This window comes from Pedobacter terrae (assembly GCF_900100705.1).
GTDB classification, from domain to species: domain Bacteria; phylum Bacteroidota; class Bacteroidia; order Sphingobacteriales; family Sphingobacteriaceae; genus Pedobacter; species Pedobacter terrae.
This window is the reverse complement of record NZ_FNCH01000019.1, coordinates 64115-85039: the sequence shown is the minus strand read 5'-3', so window position 1 is coordinate 85039 and position 20925 is coordinate 64115. Positions and strand designations below refer to the sequence as shown.

Annotated in this window: 16 protein-coding genes; 6 read left to right on the top strand and 10 right to left on the bottom strand. The window is 38.0% G+C overall.

Annotated features, from left to right (window positions below):
• Positions 1–10: 10 nt before the first annotated feature.
• A complete protein-coding gene (locus BLR60_RS19780) occupies positions 11–1453 on the bottom strand; it encodes a DUF1800 domain-containing protein (RefSeq protein ID WP_090503003.1) in 1443 nt (480 codons plus the stop codon).
• A gap of 73 nt (positions 1454–1526) precedes the next feature.
• On the opposite strand from BLR60_RS19780, the gene aat reads away from it, so the two are divergent.
• Complete coding sequence (aat, locus tag BLR60_RS19775; RefSeq protein ID WP_090503001.1) at positions 1527–2159, top strand: leucyl/phenylalanyl-tRNA--protein transferase; 633 nt, start codon at positions 1527–1529, stop codon at positions 2157–2159.
• 216 nt (positions 2160–2375) lie between these two features.
• Here aat and BLR60_RS19770 read toward each other — a convergent pair whose 3' ends face one another.
• From BLR60_RS19770 to dapF, 8 genes are all read right to left on the bottom strand, one after another.
• A complete protein-coding gene (locus tag BLR60_RS19770) occupies positions 2376–2984 on the bottom strand; it encodes a TMEM175 family protein (RefSeq protein ID WP_090502999.1) in 609 nt (202 codons plus the stop codon).
• Between the two features lie 237 nt (positions 2985–3221).
• On the bottom strand, positions 3222–4004 hold the full coding sequence (locus BLR60_RS19765; protein WP_090502997.1) for a 3-keto-disaccharide hydrolase: 783 nt from the start codon (positions 4002–4004) through the stop codon (positions 3222–3224).
• Between the two features lie 66 nt (positions 4005–4070).
• Positions 4071–4388 (bottom strand): YgaP family membrane protein, encoded by a 318-nt coding sequence (locus BLR60_RS19760; protein ID WP_090502995.1) that lies wholly within the window; start codon positions 4386–4388, stop codon positions 4071–4073.
• Between the two features lie 311 nt (positions 4389–4699).
• Positions 4700–7591 (bottom strand): DEAD/DEAH box helicase, encoded by a 2892-nt coding sequence (locus BLR60_RS19755; RefSeq protein WP_090502993.1) that lies wholly within the window; start codon positions 7589–7591, stop codon positions 4700–4702.
• Between the two features lie 460 nt (positions 7592–8051).
• Complete coding sequence (locus BLR60_RS19750) at positions 8052–9452, bottom strand: efflux transporter outer membrane subunit (RefSeq protein WP_090503045.1); 1401 nt, start codon at positions 9450–9452, stop codon at positions 8052–8054.
• Between the two features lie 10 nt (positions 9453–9462).
• Positions 9463–12645 (bottom strand): efflux RND transporter permease subunit, encoded by a 3183-nt coding sequence (locus BLR60_RS19745; protein ID WP_090502991.1) that lies wholly within the window; start codon positions 12643–12645, stop codon positions 9463–9465.
• Positions 12646–12694: 49 nt separating this feature from the next.
• Entirely contained in the window at positions 12695–13864 is a 1170-nt protein-coding gene (locus BLR60_RS19740; protein WP_090502989.1) for an efflux RND transporter periplasmic adaptor subunit, read from the bottom strand.
• Between the two features lie 781 nt (positions 13865–14645).
• Positions 14646–15428: a diaminopimelate epimerase gene (gene dapF / locus BLR60_RS19735; protein WP_090502987.1), complete on the bottom strand. Its 783-nt coding sequence runs from the start codon at positions 15426–15428 to the stop codon at positions 14646–14648.
• A gap of 401 nt (positions 15429–15829) precedes the next feature.
• Between dapF and BLR60_RS19730 the strand changes: the two genes are divergently transcribed.
• Positions 15830–17380, top strand: a complete 1551-nt coding sequence (locus BLR60_RS19730; RefSeq protein WP_208600685.1) for a trypsin-like peptidase domain-containing protein — start codon at positions 15830–15832, stop codon at positions 17378–17380.
• 58 nt (positions 17381–17438) lie between these two features.
• Here BLR60_RS19730 and BLR60_RS19725 read toward each other — a convergent pair whose 3' ends face one another.
• Entirely contained in the window at positions 17439–17783 is a 345-nt protein-coding gene (locus tag BLR60_RS19725; RefSeq protein WP_090502984.1) for a four-helix bundle copper-binding protein, read from the bottom strand.
• A gap of 597 nt (positions 17784–18380) precedes the next feature.
• Between BLR60_RS19725 and BLR60_RS19720 the strand changes: the two genes are divergently transcribed.
• From BLR60_RS19720 to BLR60_RS19705, 4 genes are all read left to right on the top strand, one after another.
• On the top strand, positions 18381–18884 hold the full coding sequence (locus BLR60_RS19720; protein ID WP_090502982.1) for a hypothetical protein: 504 nt from the start codon (positions 18381–18383) through the stop codon (positions 18882–18884).
• Between the two features lie 259 nt (positions 18885–19143).
• Positions 19144–19335 carry a cold-shock protein gene (locus BLR60_RS19715; protein ID WP_010599638.1) on the top strand — a complete coding sequence of 64 codons (192 nt, stop codon included), beginning with the start codon at positions 19144–19146 and terminating at the stop codon, positions 19333–19335.
• Between the two features lie 247 nt (positions 19336–19582).
• On the top strand, positions 19583–19987 hold the full coding sequence (locus BLR60_RS19710) for a GxxExxY protein (RefSeq protein ID WP_090502980.1): 405 nt from the start codon (positions 19583–19585) through the stop codon (positions 19985–19987).
• A 256-nt stretch (positions 19988–20243) separates the two neighbouring features.
• Complete coding sequence (locus BLR60_RS19705; RefSeq protein WP_090502978.1) at positions 20244–20924, top strand: succinate dehydrogenase cytochrome b subunit; 681 nt, start codon at positions 20244–20246, stop codon at positions 20922–20924.
• Position 20925: the final 1 nt, after the last annotated feature.

Below are 20925 nucleotides of genomic sequence, written 5' to 3'. Positions count from 1 at the left end.
AAACATAAGCCTAGCACAACTGATACTCTGGCATGCTTGTAATTTCTACCGCCGTGCTTCTCAATCCTTTATTATCGCCTACCATCGTTGTTATTTTGGTATTCAGTTTCGGTTGCAATAAAAATTCGGTGAGTTCCAGTGGTGTTAATCCCTTTGGCAGCGTGCTTAAAAATTTAGGCCAGTCTGCATTTGCATTTACGTAAGATTTTGGTTTCGAGTTGGCATTTGCATTGGTGGTAGCCGTTCGGCTTAAAGCAATTACCGCTTCATCCTCGGGGTCGGCCTTGCCGCTAAAATCAATTTCTCCATCATTCAAAACAAGTGAAGGAATCCGCATTCTTAACATTAACGATGAACTATCGATCCAGCTTTGTCCACCAGGCCAGCCTGCAACATTGGGCGGGTTAAATAAATATTGCCCTAAACTGCTTTGTAGCTGTATTAAAACCTGTGGCTTGTTATAGGTAACATAAAACTCGCGGCTTAAACCAACTAAAAATTCGGCTGGTGATTTAATTTTCGTGCCAACATTTTCCGGGCTATAGAACCAATCGGAAGTAAACATTTTTTTCATCATTGAAGCGATGTCGTATTTCGAATTGTAAAAATGTGTGGCAAGTTCTTTAATATGTGCCTCGTTAGGGCTATCATTAACGAAGAATTTATATACTTTCCCGGCTATAAAATGCGCGGTTTCTGGTTTTTCGAGAATAATATCAATAATGTTTTCGCCCTCAAAATTTCCGATTTTACCGAAAAACGTTTTTGTTCCGGGATCATGCAGATTCTTCCTGAAAATAAACGAACCATCTTTGTCATACATCCAGCCGGTAAATGAGCGGGCAGATTCTTTAATATCCTGTTCTGAATAATTTCCTCTTCCTAAAGTAAAAAGCTCCATCAGTTCCCGGGCGAAATTTTCATTTGGCTTACCTTTTTTATTCTGCTGGTTATTTAGGTATTGTAACATTGCAGGCGACTTAGAAACCTCAACCAATAAGGTTTTAAAGCTACCTAAGGCGTTTGCTCTCTGAATATTGTTCAGCTGTTGTGCAAAAAAAGGATTGTTGCTGCGGCAGGCAAAATGTCCATGCCAAAAGAGCGTCATCTTTTCCCTCAAGGGCGCATCTGTATTGATCATCTTGGTAATGAAAGCAATATTCAGGTCGCGGCTCACATCATTCTGTTCGCGGATAATTTGCTGGCGCATTTTCTTTTCCTCATCAGTAAGGTCTTTTTTTGCATATAAACCAGCCTGTACCAAAAGCTGCCGTCTTGATTCAAAATCGTTTACTAAGCTAATTGGATCATCTTTTTGCGAATCTTTAAGCAAACTATCTACTACTTTATCCAGTCTTTTTCTGCTTAATTTTTCTAAGTCGGTATAAGAAATTCCGAAGCCCGCCCGGTTATAAAGATGTTTTACTTTTAAGAAATTATCTTTCGTATTCATAATGGACTGTTTTACAATATGACTTATTTAGAACGTCAGGGTTTAATCTTTGTTTTCTTTCTTATTTTTGGTCATGTTTTTTCAGTTGCTAGATGATCATCCAGGCTTTCCTGATCCGGCCTTGGCAGAGGAGGACGGTTTGTTAGCCATAGGGGGCGATTTAAGTACGGAGCGGTTATTGATTGCCTATTCAACCGGTATATTTCCATGGTTTAGTGAAGGTGAACCTATTCTTTGGTATTCGCCACACGAACGCTGTGTGATTTATCCTGATAAAATCAAGATCAGTAAAAGCATGAGGAAAATTTTAAAACAGGAGGTTTTTAAAATTACTTTTAACCAGGCTTTTACCCAGGTGATCCAAAACTGCGCCACTACAGAAAGAAAAGGGCAGGACGGCACCTGGATTACCAACGACATGCAAGATGCTTATATCAAACTCCATCAACAAGGTTATGCACACAGTGTAGAGGTTTGGCAGCAGGATAAATTGGTTGGGGGGTTATACGGCTTAAAGGTAAACCGGGTTTTTTGTGGTGAAAGTATGTTTAGCCATGTCAGTAATGCCTCAAAAGCTGCCCTTATTTTTTTAAGCAAAATGAATATTGATTTAATTGACTGTCAGTTGCCAAATGGCCATTTGATGAGTTTAGGTGCAGAGATGATTGATCGGGAATTATACATGGAAACGCTACAGGCCCACTAATACCAATGTGCCTGGCTTATCATTTATTTGGAGCGCAGCTTGCTACTGTTATTTAGGTTTCTTCCCGCTTTACGTTTTACTTCTCCCGGTACTATTTCAGTGCCGATTGATCGGAGAAGAACCGGGAGGCGTGCTCACTTCAATCGGGGCTAAGGGGCTACGCTTGTGTGGCTATTTCCGGCTAACTGCCTAATGCCTGCCGGTATTGTATTGATGCTAGTTAGCTTGCTCATTATCAATGAAACCCTGCTCGCGCATGGCGTTTTCGATTCTGCTATCAGGAATAAACCAGATACAGGCCACCGCGAAATAAAGCGCTACGCCAATCCATGGGTTGATAAAACTTAATCCAACACCCGCAATATAGAATAACAACGAGAATTTTCCTTTAGCATCATTACCAATGGCATGTACCACTAAAGAGTGCTGACCTTCTGTTTTTTTAATGATAATGACCAATAAGGTATAAGAAATGGCTGCTAGAAGTAATACCACACCATACACAATAACCGGCCACAGTGCAAAGTGGTGTTCGCCCATCCAGCCAGCCGCAAACGGAAAAAGTGAAAGCCAGAATAAGAAATTTAGATTGGCCCAAAGCATTGATCCGTTTACCCTTTTAACGGCATGCAATAGATGGTGATGATTGTTCCAGTAAATGCCAACGTAAATGAAACTTAGGATATAACTGATGAATTTTGGGAAAAGCGGTTTTAAGGTTGCTAAAGTTTCGCCATGTTCAGGTACTTTGATTTCCAAAACCATAATGGTGATGATAATTGCAATTACACCATCACTAAATGCCTCTAATCTGCCTTTGTTCATAAAAAAAATCCGATCTTAAATATCTGATTACAATTATCCGTCAAATTATTTTATAAAACAAAACCTGCAAGCTTTTGGCCTGCAGGTTCCTTATTGTTGTTTTGTTGAAATTATAATTTCTATCGTCACTATTTGCAACCGGGATGTATGAACTTCACATTTTTAATGTGACTATAATTCCTTTAAGCGATACAATCGCAATTCTCTTCGATCCTTGTTATAAACAAAGACATCTAATTATAGTTCTCTTACCCAGATGTTTCTGTAGCTAATGGCCGGACTTGGATCGCCGTGATCTTGTAATTTAATAGAAGAAGGGCCATGTTTTTTATATTCAGGGGCACCGATGTACCTTGTTGCACCCTTTAATACAAATCCATTCTGTAGAAGTACGCCATTTAAAAATAAGGTAACACTTGCTGGTTTTTGTAGGGTTCCATCTTCGTTAAAACGTGGTGCATTCCAAATGATGTCGTAATATTGCCATTCGCCAGGTTTTTTGTTGGCATTAGCTAAAGGAACTGCCTGTTTATAAACACTTCCTGTTTGTCCGTTCACATAGGTTTTATTGTTGTAAACATCTAAAATCTGGATTTCGTAACCATCATCACCACCCCCGGTTGAAGCTAAAAACACGCCGCTATTTCCACGTGCCTGACCTTCGCCTGTAATGTTTTCAGGAATTTTCCATTCCATATGCAGCTGGTAATCGGTAAACTTTTTATTGGTTTCGATGTTTCCAGTACCTTTTTTCACGGTAAAAAAGCCATCATCAATTGTCCATGCAGCTGGTTTAGCCGGGTCTTTAACAGCGTGCCACGCATCTAAATTTCTACCGTTAAAAAGAATAATAGCATCAGATGGTGCATCCTGAGGCAATTTACCCGGCGTAACAATTTTAGGAACAGGTTCCCAAACCTCTGTTGTTTTTGGATCGTTGGCAGGATCTGGTTTCTTATCTTGTGCCATAACTTGCCCTGCAAAAAGTGCCGGGATAAATAATAGTGTGTACTTGTTCATGATAGTGGGTTAACTTTTTTAAAGTTAACCAGTTTATTAAGAAATGGAAATTTAGTATTTAAAATTTTACCCTAAATCGTCAACAACATAGGTTTCAGTTATCACGACCTCATCAGGCGCTACATCTTCTCCTCGTTGTTCTGCTAAATCGCGCATTGGGCAGTAGCCTGTAATCCCACGGTAAAGTAATCCTGCACCAATTGCTGCGCCAGTCAGACCAATTACAGGATGCGAAAAAATGCTGGTAATACCTTTAAAAAGTAAATATGTACCCGCTGCGCCAGATAACCAACGTTCTGATTTCGAAACATTTTCAAATAACTCTGGATATTTCCATGCCTCTTTAACATTATTTACTGCGGTATTAAAATCTTGATTTGTCATAATAGTAGAATTTATGTTCTATTGTATAACAAGTAAGGAGGAAATGAGTTTGAAAAGAATTTTAAATATGGGATCATCTCTGAGAATCGTCCTGCTGAACTTCCGCCTGGTCGGTCGGACGGGTGTTTCAGCATCTTATTGGTTATCAAGACCCTGAAATAAATTACCTTCGGTGAGCTCGCTTAAGGCTCGGTTTACTTCGTACCTTTCCACTTCGCTACAAGTCAGGGTTGACGTATGTGACTGATTTACTTTCAAAATTCAACTTGCTCAGATGGGTTATATTAACCAATGACTGTAAATACTTTATATTAGTTTAAAATATCTCTGATATCCTCTTTACTCAGTGATTTAAAGAAACTTTCTTCGGTAGTGATCAATGAATTGGCTAAAGATTTTTTACGGTTCTGTAAAGCTAAAATTTTCTCCTCGACAGTATCTTTTGCGATGAATTTATAGATAAAGACTTTTTTATCCTGACCAATCCGGTGGGTTCTATCAATAGCCTGCTGTTCTACTGCAGGGTTCCACCACGGATCGAGGATAAAAACGTAATCGGCCTGGGTTAAATTTAAACCAACACCACCAGCTTTGATGGAGATTAAGAAAACCTTCAGCTCGGTATTCTGCTGAAATTCAGAAACGATCTCGCCACGGTTACGGGTTGAGCCATCTAAATAAGCAAATGGTATATGTTCTGCTTCAAAATGTTTTTTGAAGATATCCAGGTGTTTTACAAATTGTGAAAATACTAAAACTTTATGCCCGCCCTTAAGCACATTATCTAACGTATGGATGACGTTTTCAAATTTGCCAGAATCAGAAATGTACTCCCCATCAATCATTACAGGGTGGTTAGCGAGCTGACGTAAAGCGGTTAATCCCTGTAAAAGCTGAACCTGTTTCCGAGCGAAAGTTCCGTCATCCATGCTCTGCAATAAATCATTACGGTAGGCTGATTTTGTTTTTTCGTAATAAGCGGCCTGGTCTTCACTCATGTCGCAATAAATTACCTGTTCCGTTTTAGGAGGTAATTCTGCCGCTACCTGCTCTTTTGTTCTGCGGAGTACAAAAGGTTTGATAATAGATTGGAGTTTACGTGCTTTTTCCTCGTCCTTTTTCTTTTCTATTGCCTGTACATATTCTTCGTAAAAAAATGCCTGCGTACCTAATAAGCCTGGATTTAAGAAAGTTAACTGCGACCATAAATCACTTACCGAATTCTCTACCGGTGTACCACTCAGAATCAGTTTGTGTTTTGATTTTAAGCTTCTGACGGCTTTGAAAGATTTTGATGCCGGGTTTTTAATGTTCTGACTTTCATCAAGAATAATGTAATTGAAATAGAAGTTTTTTAACTCATCTACATCTACCCTGGTTACACCATAAGTGGTAATGATAATGTCGTAATTGGCAAAATTGGCTACATCTTTATTACGATTAGTACCTGTATGGGCCAGTATTTTAAGTTTCGGGGTAAATTTTTTAGCCTCTGTTAACCAGTTATAAATTAAAGAAGTTGGCATAATAATCAGCGACGTGGTTTGCGTTTCCACCAGTTGATCATCTTCCTTCACTTTTTGCAGCATGGCTAAGGTCTGGATGGTTTTACCCAAACCCATATCATCTGCTAAACAGCCACCAAAATTATATTCGCGTAAAAAGCTGAACCAGTTATAACCAGCTTTCTGATAATCGCGCAAACTACCTTTAAAATGAACCGGCATCTGTGTATCGGCAATATCCTCAAAATCCGAAAGACGCTGAAGTTTACGCTCGAGTGTAACATTAGCCAGTCTATCTTCAGCCAGGTCATTAATTAAACCGATATGGTGTTTCTTTAATTTAAGCGTTTGCCCTGTTTCTGCCAAACTGAACAAACTGCCGTATTGCGTAAACCACTTATCAGGGATAATGGCTATTTCTCCGTCGGGTAATAAAAATTCGCGCCTTTTATGTAAAATATGTTGTTTTAAAGATAGAAACGGGATCTGGTATTTACCAAACCAAACCACTGCATGGATATCGAACCAATCATTTCCTTCTTTAACCTCCAGGTCGATTTTACTGGCACCGAGTACAAATTTTTTCTGTCCTGTAGCCTGTTCAATTTCAAAACCCGATGCCTCTAAGATTTCGATATGCTCATTTACCCAGTTTATGGCGCCATAACTTGGGTTTTCTTCTGCTGAAGCTACTTCCAGATTACTGAACAAAGAACTTGTTTTTTTAAGCCCTAAGGAGAGGAGCAAATTGAACTGTTTTTTCTCCCAGTCTGCCGAACGTCTAATACGGTGGAAAATATAGTTATCTTCTGTTTTTTCTAAACGTACCGTAACTTTATGTGCATTTTCTACTGAGAATGTGTACTCCCCATATTTAAAATATAGCTGAATCTGAGAAAGACCACCATCAACATATAAAACCTTAATCACTGGTATAGCCTCAAATTGCTCGGTCCGGATCTCGAAACCTTCAGCATACACGTGGTGTTTTTCTATTAAGGGCGCAACAAATTTTTCGAAATAAGTGGCTTCAGTTGTTTTGGGTATGGCTATAAAGCGTTTATTTAAAAAGGGCTGTAATTTCTTGCCCTCAATATCCTGATCAAAAAAGTATAATACATCATTCAGCAATAACCAGGCAGGTTTGTTGCTAATAATCTGCGCCTCTTTAAACATGAATTCGATGCGCAGGTTCTGGTATTTGATGGTAGGAAAATAACGTGTTTCTGTTTCATTCCTCCGGAAATGGAAAAGGATAGAAGCAGGCTCATGAGCAAGTTCGATTTTGCGTTCTACAGGCCAGCCATCTTTGTCCATTATATAAAGCTCATTTTTGACCTTTAAGATTTCTAAAGCTTCGGCAAGTTTCTTTTCAATTTTAGGACGAACACTTTCATAAAACTTATCGTCGAAAATTTTGGTAAAGAATTCAGTAGGTCTGATTAATTTTTTATAATACTTTTTAATGAGCGAATCCTGCTCAATATCATCCAAAATCCTGATCAGTTTATAATCAATGTCAGTCAAACAGGCATTAAATTCTTCAGCGGTGTGGGTGAAAATTCGTTGATAAGTAAAGGAAAAATCTCCCTGTGGATTTAGCTGAACTACGTGTGGTTCAATTAAATAGCCCAAATACTCATGCTTGCACAAAGAGTACACCACTTTACAGGCTTTAGAACTATCGACACGTAACATTGATTGGTTTAAAAATTTTTCTAAGCTAAGCGCTTAAAAAAAATTAAACTTACAATATTTTGCGGTTACATCAAAAAAACTGGCCTTTTTTAGCATAAAAAGGTATAGATTTTTAATATCCGTTGAAAATGAACTATGATGGGGATAATTTAGCCTACAGATATTAATTTTTTGGTACAAACAAAGTTTAGTGACCAGGATTTTAGTTCACAAGCCTACATTATCTTTCTTAAACTGACTTGCCCTGATTGTTTACCAGGCGGTATCACTACGTTGCGGTTCCTCATTAATATTGATTTTTACAATAAAATATCACTCGTGATGACAAACAAAAACTTCCGTGCTAATCTGTGCTTTCGTGGCAAAAACATAACGCGATTGCCTGTACCAACACAACCCGTGAAATAAAAAAGGCATCCTGTATAAATCAGAATGCCCTTAACGTACTTTTTATGACTGTTTATTTCCAACCACCACCCAGTGCGCGGTATAGATTTACCACTGACTGTAATTTTTGTAATCGATCATTAATCCCGTTCAATTGAGCGGTTAACAAACTTTGTTCTGAAGTTAACACATCCGTATAATTTGTTGCTGAGCTGTAGCGCAATAATTCTTTGGTAAAATCTACTGCTTTCGTTAAAGAGGCAATTTGTTTTGCCCTCGTTTCCTCTTTCTCTGCCGCCGTTTGATAAGCATACAAGGCATTTGATACTTCCTGTCCACCAGTTAATAGCGTCTGTTGAAAGTTATAAAAAGCAATCTGTTGATTGGCTTCAGCTGTTTTTAGGCGGGCTTTATTTGCTCCCCTTGCAAAAATTGGCTGTGTTAAACCGCCCACCAAATTATAGAAGATAGATTTGCTAAAGAAATCCTGTAATTGTAAACTTGATAATCCACCGGCTGCGGTAATCGTTAATGCAGGGTAAAAGTACGCCTTCGCTACATTGGTATTTTCGAAAGCTGACCTAAAACCAAATTCTGCAGCGATTACATCCGGGCGGTTTTTTAATAATTGTGCAGAAACACCTGTCTGTAAATTCGCATAAGGAGTCTGTTGATCTAAGGTAGTACGATTAATCGCATTCGGTGCTTTGGCTACCAATACACTTAATGCATTTTCAGCTTCTTTAATGCTTCTTTTTAAATCAGGTAAGGTTACTTGAGCAGCGTATAAATTCGCTTCACTTTGTACAACCGCCGCACCATTTACCACCGCACCTTGTTTTAATTCTCTCATGGTTTCCACATCCTGCGTTCTCACCTTAATGGTTTGTTCAGTAATGGCCAATTGTTTATCGAGCGCCAATAACGTATAATAGTTGTTGGCAATAGTGGCGATTAATTGCGTTTGGACAGCTCTTTTTGCGGCATCAGTTTGCAGTAAGGTTGCATATGCGCCACGTTTTGCGCTTGTTAATTTTCCCCATATATCAGCCTCCCAGCTAGTGCTCAGCTGCGCCTTATAGGTTTGGGTTTCTAAATTAATATTAATCCCGGGAGGAAAGTTTAAGGAGGCCTGCGACTGCTTATTGTCAGTCACATTTACATCAGCCTGCAAGCTTGGTAGTAATGCTCCACGACTCTGTATTAAAGTAGCCTCTGCAATTTTGATCCGCTCAATGGCTTGTTTCAGGTCTAAATTTTCATTTATTCCTTGTTGGATCAGCGACTGTAAAGTGGTATCCGAAAACAAGGTTTTCCACTGCAGGTCTGCCATTGTAGTCGTATCTGTTGTATTATTATCCCGGTATAAACCCTCGCTTTTTACCTGAGGACGTTCGTATTTTTTAGTTACGCAGGCACTCAGGGCAACAATGGCTAAACCGATTAAAAGGGAATGCTTATATCTAAAATTCATTTTCTTAATATTAATGTTTGCTATTCGCAGTAGCCAATTCATATTCCTCTGGCGTTTGTTCATGGTCAATACCTTCGTTAAAAGGTGATTTATTGCTAATGCGCTCCTGTAGGGATTGGAATATGATAAAGAGTGCTGGAATTACGAAAACCCCGAAAATTGTTCCGATCAACATACCACCTACAGCTCCCGTACCAATTGAGGTATTACCTGCCGCACCAACACCTGATGATAACATTAGCGGTAATAAACCAAGAATGAAGGCAAATGAAGTCATTAAAATCGGGCGTAAACGTGCTGTTGCGCCATCAATTGCCGCATTGGCTATGCTCATACCTTTTCTTCTTCTATCTACTGCATATTCTACAATCAAAATGGCATTTTTGGCTAAAAGTCCTACAAGCATGATCAGCGTAATTTGCGTATAAATGTTATTATCTACTCCGAAAATTTTATCGAAAACGAATACACCTGCTAAACCAATAGGTAAAGAAAATAAAACTGCTAACGGCAAAATATAACTTTCGTACTGTGCGGCAAGCAAGAAATAAACAAAGATTACGCAAAGTAAAAAGATGAAAACCGTTTGACTTCCGCCTGCCATTTCCTCGCGCGATAAACCTGAAAATTCGTAGCCATATCCTGCCGGAAGATTTTTAGCAGCCTCTTCCTGAACGGCCTTTAAGGCATCACCCGAACTATAGCCAGCATTTGGATTACCTGTTACCGAAATTGAAGTAAACAAATTGAAACGGGAAATAGCTTGTGGTCCATATACTTTGGTTAAAGTAATAAACTCCGATACCGGAGCCATTTGCCCTGAAGAGGTTCTAACATAAATACGGGTTAGCGTTTGCTCATTAGCGCGATATTGCGCGTCAGCCTGGTACATTACCCTAAACTGTTTACCAAATTTGTTGAAATTTGAAGCATAAACACCACCGTAATAGCCTTGCATCACACCCAATACGTCGCTAACATTCAGGCCGGCCTGTTTAACCTTTGCCACATTTACATCAATCTGATATTGTGGAAAATTTGGGTTAAAAGAGGTAGAAGCATATTGAATTTCAGGGCGTTTACTTAATGCTGCTAAAAAAGTATTTCCAACTTCGTTGAATTTTTTAATGTCTCCGCCGGTTTTATCCTGTAACTGGAACTCAAAACCACCACTGGTACCAAAACCCTGGATAGTTGGCGGAGCAAAGAAAATAATTTTAGCACCTTTAATGCCTGCTGTTTTTGCAAACAGTTCTCCAATAATTGCTTTTACATCCCGTCCTTTACGTTCATCCCATGGGGTTAATCGCGAAATTACCATACCATACGAACTTCCTGAACCACTGATCATACTACGGCCCACAATCCTTAAAGTGTTTTTAATTTCAGGTATTTTGTGCGCAATACTGTCAATCTTGGTAATGATAATACTCGTTTCCTCTTGTGAAGTCCCTGCCGGTAAAGAGATATCGCTCATGATGGTTCCCAAATCCTCATTGGGTACGAAACCTTTTGGCGTAGTATTCATTGTCCAAACCAGTAGGGCAACGAAAAAGGCAATGGCCAAACCTACTATCCATTTTTGTCTGGAAAGAAAGCTTACCGATTTTTTATACTTTCCGGTTACGGCATCGAATGATGTATTAAAAGCATCGTAGAAACGCTGTAAAAAGTTTTTAGATTTTTTATGCTCTTCTTTATGCGGTTTTAAGAATAAGGCACATAATGCCGGACTTAAAGTTAAGGCATTAATGGCCGATAAAATAATGGAAATGGCCAGTGTTAAACCAAATTGTTTATAAAATACGCCAGATGATCCAGAGATAAAACTTACCGGGATAAATACAGCGGCCATTACCAAAGTGATCGATATAATCGCTCCGCTAATATCATCCATGGCATCAATAGTTGCTTTTTTGGCGTCGGTATAACCCTCGTCCAGTTTGGCATGTACAGCCTCAACTACTACAATCGCATCATCTACCACAATACCAATAGCGAGCACCAGGGCGAACAAGGTGAGCAGGTTGATGGTAAATCCAAATAAACTCAGGAAAAAGAAAGTTCCGATAATCGCCACCGGTACACTGATCGCCGGAATCAAGGTTGAACGGAAATCCTGCAAAAAGATAAACACCACCAGGAACACCAAAATAAATGCTTCGATTAAGGTATGAAGTACTTTTTCAATCGATGCATCCAAAAAGTCGTTCACGTTAACCAAAGTAGAGTAATGTACCCCTTTTGGAAAAGATTTTTGAGCTTCATTAAGGGTTTTGATAGAATTTTCGATTACCTCTTTTGCATTTGAACCTGCAGTTTGATTAATCGCAATACCTAAAGCCTGTTTTCCATTAAATTTAACCGAACTGGCATAACTTTGTGCACCTAATTCAATTCTTGCAATATCTTTTAGACGAAGAACCTGTCCGTTATCGGTAGTGCGGATAATAATATTGCCAAACTGTGCCTCGTCTTTTAACCGACCTGTATACTTTAAAGTGTACTGAAATGCCTGATTACCAAGTTCTCCAAACTGACCCGGAGCAGCCTCCACGTTCTGATCGGCAAGGGCTACGCTAATATCGTTTGGCACCAGTCCGTAAGTGGCCATCACATCAGGTTTTAACCAGATCCGCATGGTATAATCCAACGTTCCGAACGCACTCGCATCCCCAACACCATTTATCCTTTTAATCTGTGGTATGATGTTGATGTTGGCATAGTTTTGCAAAAACTTCTGATCGTAGGAAGGATCATCGCTATATAAACCAAAGATCAATACGTTACTGGCTTGTCTTTTCGCTGTAATTACACCCGATTTGGTTACCTCTGCAGGTAATAAACTGGTCGCACGGGCAACCCTGTTCTGTACGTTTACCGCTGCAAGATCGGGGTTGGTACCCAGTTTAAAGTTTACTGTGATGGTTGCAGAACCATCGTTACTGGCACTTGAAGTCATGTAGGTCATGTCTTCCACACCATTGATCTGCTCTTCCAGCGGAACAACTACGCTATTCATCACCACATCGGCATTGGCACCCTGGTATGAAGTGGAAACTTGCACCGTTGGCGGGGCAATTTCCGGATATTGTGAAACCGGCAACGTAGCTAAACCTAAAACACCGAGTATAACGATGATGATGGATATAACCGTTGATAAAACCGGTCTTTCTATAAATTTCTTAAACATAATTAATATTGATTACACTGATAACAGTGTGATAAGCAACATGATATTGTTATTTTTTGATTTCAGCATAAACTGAATCGGCACTTTTTTCTTCCGGTTTGATTTTCGTTCCGTCTTTTAACGATTGGAAACCTTCCAAAACAACTTTATCTCCACTCTTAAGGCCCTTAGTTACTACATAGAACTTTCCTTTGGCCAAATCCATAACCTCAATTTCAGTATTAATTACTTTAGCAGAATCGCCTAAAAGATAAACGAATTTTTTGCCCTGTAAATCGATTGTTGATCTTTGAGGTACTAAAATGGCATTCTCAATGTGCTGTGGAACCCTTACTGAAGCGCTCGCTCCATTTTTCAATAAAGAAGCAGGGTTAGGAAAGGTGGCCCTTAAGCTTGCAGAACCTGTATTGGTATTAATCTGTCCGTTGATGGATTCGATTTTACCATTCTGTGCGTAAACTGTTCCATCCGCCAATACCAAACTTACCGCCGGGATGTTTTTCATTTGCTGAGCCAAAGTATTCCCTTTATAGGTCCTCGAAAAATCCAGCAGTTGTTTCTCATTTAAGGAGAAGTAAGCATAAACCTTTGATGTATTAGAAACTGTTGTTAAAGGCTGTGTACTGGTACTGCTTACTAAACTTCCATTTCTGAAAGGAATACTGCCAACTACACCATCAACCGGACTTTTAACCGAGGTATAACCTAAGTTAACCTGTGCATTTACTAATTCAGCTTTTGCCTGTGCCAACGCGGCTTTTCTGCTTTGGAGTGTTAATTGAGCAGCATCAAGATCGTACTTGCTGATGATGTCTTTTTCTACCAAAGGCCTGGTTTTGTTTACTGTTAACTGGGCGGCATTAACATCGGCTTCAGCACTGCTAATGGCCGCTCTTGCAGTGCGTACCTGTTGTTCGTACTGAGGTGCATTGATCGTGAAAAGTAACTGGCCTTTTTTAACCACGGCACCCTCATCTACAAAAATCTTTTCGATAAAGCCGTCAACTTTTGGGCGGATATCTATATTTTGAATACCTTCAATCGTTGCTGGATAATCAGAATCTAAAGTAGTATTTTGTGTATTTACGGTAAAAACCGGGTAGGCTTGTGGACCAGCTGCTGCAGCAGCTGCCGCTTTTTTAGCATCATCATTGTTTCCGCAGGATGCTAAAAGCATACCTATGCTCACGCTAAAAAAGAGAGTTGTTACTTTTCTCATGGACTATTTCTGTGTGTGTATAAATTTGAATTTCCTGAATTAAGAGCGTCGTCAAAATTTAGGGCTTAGATTCCGCAATTATTGTCCAAAAATAGCGCCTAACCAAAAATATATCTGTCCAAATTCTGTCATTTAATCAATCGATTGATTTATTTTAGGGTTTCACTATCTCTTAAATATAATTAAAATATTGCTTATGAGTCTTTTAATAGAATTTTTTATTTCAAAATGATACTTGTAAATATCTTGAGACAGTTGTTAAAAGCTGTTAAATTGGTACGCTAAATTGGAATTAATGAAACCAACTGTTGCTTATATCAAGCAGTTGGCGATATATAGAGTGTATATTTTACACTACTACTCCATGAATGATAATAGTAGTTTTTCTTATTTAAAATTATGAAATATCTTTTGTCGCTAGTGGTTATGGTATTTAGCTCCAGCTGCTTAATGCTTGCTGCACCTCACTATTATATTTATCAATCAACCCGCGAAACGCTAGATTCGATTGTGGTGATCTCTTAACCTTCAAGGCCCGACTACCAATACCGCTTTACAAAAATAAATGGGACATTGTTAAGGTTTTTGATCCTATACAATTGAGCTTTAAAAAATGATGCTAACAGAAAATGTTGATTTCTACCTAAAAGCCTATTATTCTCTTTACAAGAGTGAACGCTGGAATTAATAAAGATGAAAAATGTTAAATTAATTATTGTTAAAAGGTATCATCAAAATATAGCTGATGTAGATACCTTTATAATGTCGTCAAATGAACTGCTTATACCACTTCTCCCTCAAAAACCAATTTTGCGGGCCCGCATAAAAATACATTGGTAAATGTTTTACCATCATAATCGAATGCTACTTTAATATCGCCACCCAAAACCTTAATATCGGTTTTAATATGACCCGTTTGGTTTTTATGTTTGGCCATGGCCATGGCAACCGCCGTTACACCAGTGCCGCAAGCATAGGTTTCATCTTCAACACCGCGCTCGTAAGTGCGTACAAATAAATGATCGCCTTTATCTTCAACAAAGTTTACGTTTATACCTTTTTCTGCATATGTTGCATTATAGCGGATTTCTTTTCCTTCGATAAAAACGTCAAAATCTTTTAAATCACTTTGCAGTGCAACGTAATGTGGCGAACCTGTATTTAATACGTAGGCTTCACCATCTTTGGTAATGGTATCAACATCAATCATTTGTAGATCAACCCATTCTCCATTTTCTGAAATTCTGGCATAATGCGGACCGTCTACTGCCAAAAAGTTTGTTTCCCGATCGATAATGCCAAGCTGTTTGGCAAAGGCTACGATGCATCTGCCACCATTTCCGCACATACTTCCGGGCTTGCCGTCTGCATTGAAATAGTGCATTTCAAAATCATAATCTTCATGTTTAGTTATAAACATTAATCCATCGGCACCAACACCAAATCTTCTATGACATAATTGTTCAAATAGCTGATTGTCAATGTTTTTTAACGGACCATCAGTATGGTCTATTAAAATAAAATCGTTACCTGCGCCTTGGTATTTAAAGAAATTAATTTTCATGAAAGCTTCATTTTCTAATGCAATATTTGAAATGCAAAAAGCTAATTAATGATGTGTATTTGTTGATTTAACATTTTTTAACACAAAACTAAGTGCTTTGAGGATACAAATATCGTTTATATGGTATTAAATTTGAATAAACTTACTAAAGAAAATTTAAGCAGATGAGAACTGCTGGAGCACCATGCTTAAATCAAAATTAAAAACGCTCTTGCAAACAAGAACATTTAATAAATGAATATTATAAGCTAAACCATTAGCTAGCAAATTAGTTTATAATAAATCATGGCCGTTAAAAAACAATATACAAACACATGAAACCATTAAAAGCTAACCAATTTATAAAATAAAACTAGGCTTTTAATAGCTTCATGACCATTAAAAAAACAATATATAAGCACATGAAAAAAATATTAGGAATTACCGTGTTGGCTGCTTTTATAGGTGGGGCAGCAGCAATTGGAGGTTATAAACTATTTGAGCGTAACCAGACAGGCAGTACAATTACTGAGAAACAGAATTTGTATTTTGCCAATAACCCACTAAAAGTATCATCGGCTGGTGCTGCAGATTTTACTCAGGCGGCTGCAGCAGTGGCGCCTGGTGTAGTACACATCAAAACAACTTACGCTGCGCAGAGTGGTGGTGGCAGAGGTTCTTCCCCGTTTGATATGATGGAAGATTTCTTTGGCGGCGGTGGTCGTCAGATGCAGCGTCAACCAAGAGCCGCATCAGGTTCTGGTGTAATCATCAGTCAGGATGGCTATATCGTAACCAACAACCACGTGGTAGAAAATGCGGAGAAAGTTGAAGTGGTTTTAACAGACAGACGTAAGGTAGAGGCAAAAGTAATCGGCCGCGACCCAAATACAGATTTAGCATTGATTAAAGTAAATGCAACTGGTTTACCTGTAGTAAAAATGGGTAATTCGGATAATGTTCAGGTTGGAGAATGGGTATTGGCTGTTGGTTTTCCGTTAGATTTAAATACAACTGTAACAGCTGGTATTGTAAGTGCAAAAAACCGTAGCATCGGGATCATTGGCCGCGAGCAACAAGGTAATGAAATTACAGAAGAGGAATATCGCGAATACCAACGTACCGGTAAAAGACCAGATCGTCCAGCAAATACCAGTATCGAATCATTTATCCAAACAGATGCTGCCATTAACCCTGGTAACAGCGGTGGTGCCCTTGTAAATGCAAGTGGCGAATTGGTGGGTATTAATTCAGCAATTGCATCACAGAGCGGGTATAACCAAGGATATGGATTTGCAATTCCGGTTAACCTTGCCCGTAAAATTGTAGATGATTTTATGAAGTATGGTTCTGTTAAACGTGGTTATATTGGGGTTAACTTTGTGCCATTAAGTGGTGAGGAAAAACCAGAAGGCATTAAAACCAACGAAATAAGTGGTTTATATGTGAACGATGTAGTTGCTGGTGGCGGTGCTGCCGCAGCGGGCATTAAAGCAGGTGACGTAATCAAAAAAGTTGACGGCGTAGTGATCAACGATTCGCCTGATCTTCAAGAAAAAGTAGGTCGTTTAAATCCTGGCGATAAAGTTAAATTAACCGTGTTGAGAGATGGCGCACTTAAAGATTACACTGTAACTTTAAAAGGAGAAGCCAGCGTTGGTCTTACCGCTAAAAATGCTGCAGGTAAAAGCATAGAAGTTTCGAAACTGGGTGCAACCTTTGTTCCGGCTACTCAAGCGCAGAAATCGAAATATGGCATTAACAGTGGCGTGGTCGTAACATCAGTTACTACGGGTAAAGCTTTCGATAATATTGGGGTAGAAAAAGGTTTAATTATCACCAAAGTGAACGGACAACCTGTAAATTCTGTGGCAGATGTCCAAAAAGCATTGCCTTTAGGCAGAAATAACATGGTGAGTATTTCTGGTGTAAGTGAGCAAGGCTCGTATAACTACAGTTTCCCTGCCCAGTAATTCATTGTAATAAATAGTTAAAAAGGCTTCCCAAATTTAATTTGGGAAGCCTTTTTATTTAATCCTGGTTGATCGGTTCGTGGTTGGCGTGGCAGGCGTCTGCACATTCTTCGCAGGCTGCTGCGCATTGTCTGCAGTGTTCATGATCGTGCTTGCTACATTCTGCCGCGCAAAGCCTGCATATTTCTTCGCACAACAATAAATATTGATGCCCTATAATTGAATCTCTTTGCAATAATCTGGCCGCCTGCGTACAGATATCGGCACAATCCCTATCAAGTTTAATACAATTGATCATCATGTTGATATCTTCTTCTTTTAAGCAAGACGATGCACAATGTTCACAAGCTAGCGCACAATCCAGTAAGGTCTGGATCAATGCATGGTTGTTTCTCGTTTCCATATTGGTAATTATTTAGTGATACATGTTTTGTATAATCATATAACCTGCCAGCCACTTAAACAGTTTTGAAAATTGAGTTGATGCAATCCATTGGTTTGTATCACATAGACAAGCGCATTATCCAGTATAATCTCAACTTTTGTCACGTTGAGGGGAAATTTATTGTAGAAAAATCAATTGGAGTAACAGTTAAATTTTAAGTTGATAATATCCCGAGATAGATCGTCATTCCCAACTTGATCCGATGGCTATCGGATGGGGATCTTAATGCAAGGTTTCTTAAGATTAGCTCCGCTGAGCACTTCATGGTTCCCGCATGCGCGAGATCCGATAGCTAGCTATCGGATGACGGAAGTACTTGTAGACTCTGTCAATAGTAGTGTAATCAGGAGCCTTTTTACATCTAATCAATACAGTTAACTGTTAAAATATCTTAAATCTTAGTTACTTGACCTCATTTCTGATACATAAAATCAATATTCATCCGTTGTTCATAATCAAGATTTAGTTTCGCTGCTACTGATTGATCATCAGTTTTTGCCGATATAAATTAATTTTTTATTGTTCCATTGGAATCAGCAACCAAAACCGAATATTATGGCTTTAGCTAGTATTAACCTTCGCGTAAAACAATATTTCAATTTCATGTGCAGAACGGATTTTGAAAGACGAATATTTCATGATACTTATAAAGAATTTCAAAAAAGATCAAAAATCTATAGCTTAGATCAAAGCCTGCATACTTTTTCTCAGATGCAACAGGCCAATGAAAAGGCCATTACGCTAAATCAGAAACTTCAGTATTCGGTCATGAACAGCATTGCCGCATTAGATTATAAAATACCCGTTTTAAGTGATCTCGAAGATCATCCGATCCTTTTCAATTGTGCCGAATTGCATATTTATGCTTCTGATTTGTTAAACAAAGCAGCGCACGTCGTTTCCATCACTTATACCAGCCCGAAGTTAATTTTACATGAGATTGTTGGTGATTTGCTGATCTTAAGCTATAGTGATAGGGGTAATGAAACATTAGTTGTAAAAATTACCGAAAATGTGACGGTGAATGAGGAGCAGTGCGAAAGTGTGGTTTATAGCTAACGAAAGCTCTAATTGTGAAGGTTTACTTTTGAAATAACTTTGTTTTTTAGGCAGAAAAGTGAATGGGCGGAACCTATTTTGAACATAATTCGTGCTGAAACCAGGTAGTATGTCAATAATTGTTAGATTAAATTTGATCTTAAAAAGGGCTTAACAGGCATACAGACCATGTATTTGAGCGATATTATATAATAAAAAAAATAAAAAATTGATTTATAGGTATTTAACCTTATCTTTGGTAAAATTAAAATACAATACAATGCAACAAGGAACAGTAAAATTTTTTAATGAAACTAAAGGTTTCGGATTCATCACTCCATCTAATGGCGATGCCGAAATTTTTGTTCATGCTTCAGGCTTAATCGATAACATTCGCGAGAATGATACCGTAAACTACGATGTAGAAGAAGGTAGAAAAGGCCTAAACGCGGTAAATGTTAAAGTAGCTTAAGAAAACTCGAATACATAAATCGTAAAAAGTCCCGATGCAAATCGGGACTTTTTTTTATGCCATTCTTTTTTAAAAGTTAAGTTTTCTTATCATCTAATCTATTCCCATTAAGAAATTTAGGTAGTTAAGAGGATATTTGTTAATTTGGTGTTTAAATAAGTTTCTATTATAAACTTATTTGTCATCCCTAATTATTTGCTTAAAAGTTAATGCGGAAAAGCATGTTTTAACTCAACTAAATTAGGAAATGACTAAAAGAGAGGTTACACAGTTATCCTATGAGATAACGGGATTCGCAATTAAAGTTCATAAAATATTAGGTCCAGGTTTATTGGAAAGTGTTTATGAACGCTGCTTAAAATATGAATTGGAGAAAAACGGATATACAGTTGCTCAACAATTCGTACTGTCAGTAGAGTATGATGATTTAGAAATGGATTTAGATTTGCGGCCGGATTTATTTGTTAATAATTGTGTTGTAATAGAAATAAAGGCAATATCGAATATCTTACCTGTTCATCAGGCGCAACTCCAAACCTATATGAAACTTCTAGGTGCCCCACAGGGATTATTGATTAATTTTTTTACGGAGAATATTACTAAAAGTATAGTGCCGATCGTTAACGAATATTTCAAAATTCTACCTGATTAATAAGTTTGCAAGAAAAAGCGTATTTAAACCTTAATGACCTTAATTTCTTAATGGTCAAAACAATTATATAACACTTTACTAAAATTAAAAATTGATAATCGAAACCCTAAATAATCGCATATTCTTTCGATTAATTACGAATATGCTTTAGAATGTTTCTAAATAAATGTTTTATCGCTGTTTTGTCATAATCGTTTATAAATTAAACTCATAATTAGATACTTTTGCAAGAAATTTAGATATAAATCCTAATCAAATGAGTGGTTTCGGAAATGCACTTTCTTCATCAATAGGGAGAAAATACGTTATGGGTATTACAGGGATATTCCTGATACTCTTTTTAATTGTACATGCTGGTATTAATTCGTTAATATTTCTTGACGATAATGGTTTGAAATTTAATATTGGAGCGCATTTTATGGCTACCAATTGGATCATTAGAGCAGGGGAGTACATATTATTTTTAGGTTTGCTTGTGCATATTTACCAGGCAGTTAACCTTACAATTCAAAATAGAAAAGCCAGGCCAGTAGGTTACGCCGTTTATAATGGTAACGCCAATAGCAAGTGGTATAGCCGTTCTATGGGTTTATTAGGTACTTTACTACTGATTTTCCTTGTTATCCACCTGAAGGATTTTTGGGTAGTTTCCCGTTTTACCGGTATTCCAACTGTTGATGCAAACGGACATGAAGATTTATATGCCGTAATGAAAGAGAAGTTTCAGGATCCGGTTAGGGTTGCTGCTTACGTTTTATTAATGATTTCTCTTTGTTATCACTTATTACATGGTTTCGCTTCTGCATTTCAAACTATGGGATGGAACCATTCAAAATACAATGGAATTATTAAACGTGTTAGTGTATGGTATGCAGTAATTATTTCGATCGTATTTGCCTTAATGCCAATTGCAGTTTACACACATTTAATTGATTAAG

Coding starts and splice junctions, on each gene's coding strand:
- BLR60_RS19710 (WP_090502980.1), top strand. CDS start 19,583: ATGACTAAAAGAGAGGTTACACAGTTATCCTATGAGATAACGGGATTC.
- BLR60_RS19755 (WP_090502993.1), bottom strand. CDS start 7,591: ATGTTACGTGTCGATAGTTCTAAAGCCTGTAAAGTGGTGTACTCTTTG.
- BLR60_RS19780 (WP_090503003.1), bottom strand. CDS start 1,453: ATGAATACGAAAGATAATTTCTTAAAAGTAAAACATCTTTATAACCGG.
- BLR60_RS19765 (WP_090502997.1), bottom strand. CDS start 4,004: ATGAACAAGTACACACTATTATTTATCCCGGCACTTTTTGCAGGGCAA.
- BLR60_RS19705 (WP_090502978.1), top strand. CDS start 20,244: ATGAGTGGTTTCGGAAATGCACTTTCTTCATCAATAGGGAGAAAATAC.
- aat (WP_090503001.1), top strand. CDS start 1,527: ATGTTTTTTCAGTTGCTAGATGATCATCCAGGCTTTCCTGATCCGGCC.
- dapF (WP_090502987.1), bottom strand. CDS start 15,428: ATGAAAATTAATTTCTTTAAATACCAAGGCGCAGGTAACGATTTTATT.
- BLR60_RS19720 (WP_090502982.1), top strand. CDS start 18,381: ATGGCTTTAGCTAGTATTAACCTTCGCGTAAAACAATATTTCAATTTC.
- BLR60_RS19760 (WP_090502995.1), bottom strand. CDS start 4,388: ATGACAAATCAAGATTTTAATACCGCAGTAAATAATGTTAAAGAGGCA.
- BLR60_RS19715 (WP_010599638.1), top strand. CDS start 19,144: ATGCAACAAGGAACAGTAAAATTTTTTAATGAAACTAAAGGTTTCGGA.
- BLR60_RS19770 (WP_090502999.1), bottom strand. CDS start 2,984: ATGAACAAAGGCAGATTAGAGGCATTTAGTGATGGTGTAATTGCAATT.
- BLR60_RS19745 (WP_090502991.1), bottom strand. CDS start 12,645: ATGTTTAAGAAATTTATAGAAAGACCGGTTTTATCAACGGTTATATCC.
- BLR60_RS19730 (WP_208600685.1), top strand. CDS start 15,830: ATGAAAAAAATATTAGGAATTACCGTGTTGGCTGCTTTTATAGGTGGG.
- BLR60_RS19750 (WP_090503045.1), bottom strand. CDS start 9,452: ATGAATTTTAGATATAAGCATTCCCTTTTAATCGGTTTAGCCATTGTT.
- BLR60_RS19725 (WP_090502984.1), bottom strand. CDS start 17,783: ATGGAAACGAGAAACAACCATGCATTGATCCAGACCTTACTGGATTGT.
- BLR60_RS19740 (WP_090502989.1), bottom strand. CDS start 13,864: ATGAGAAAAGTAACAACTCTCTTTTTTAGCGTGAGCATAGGTATGCTT.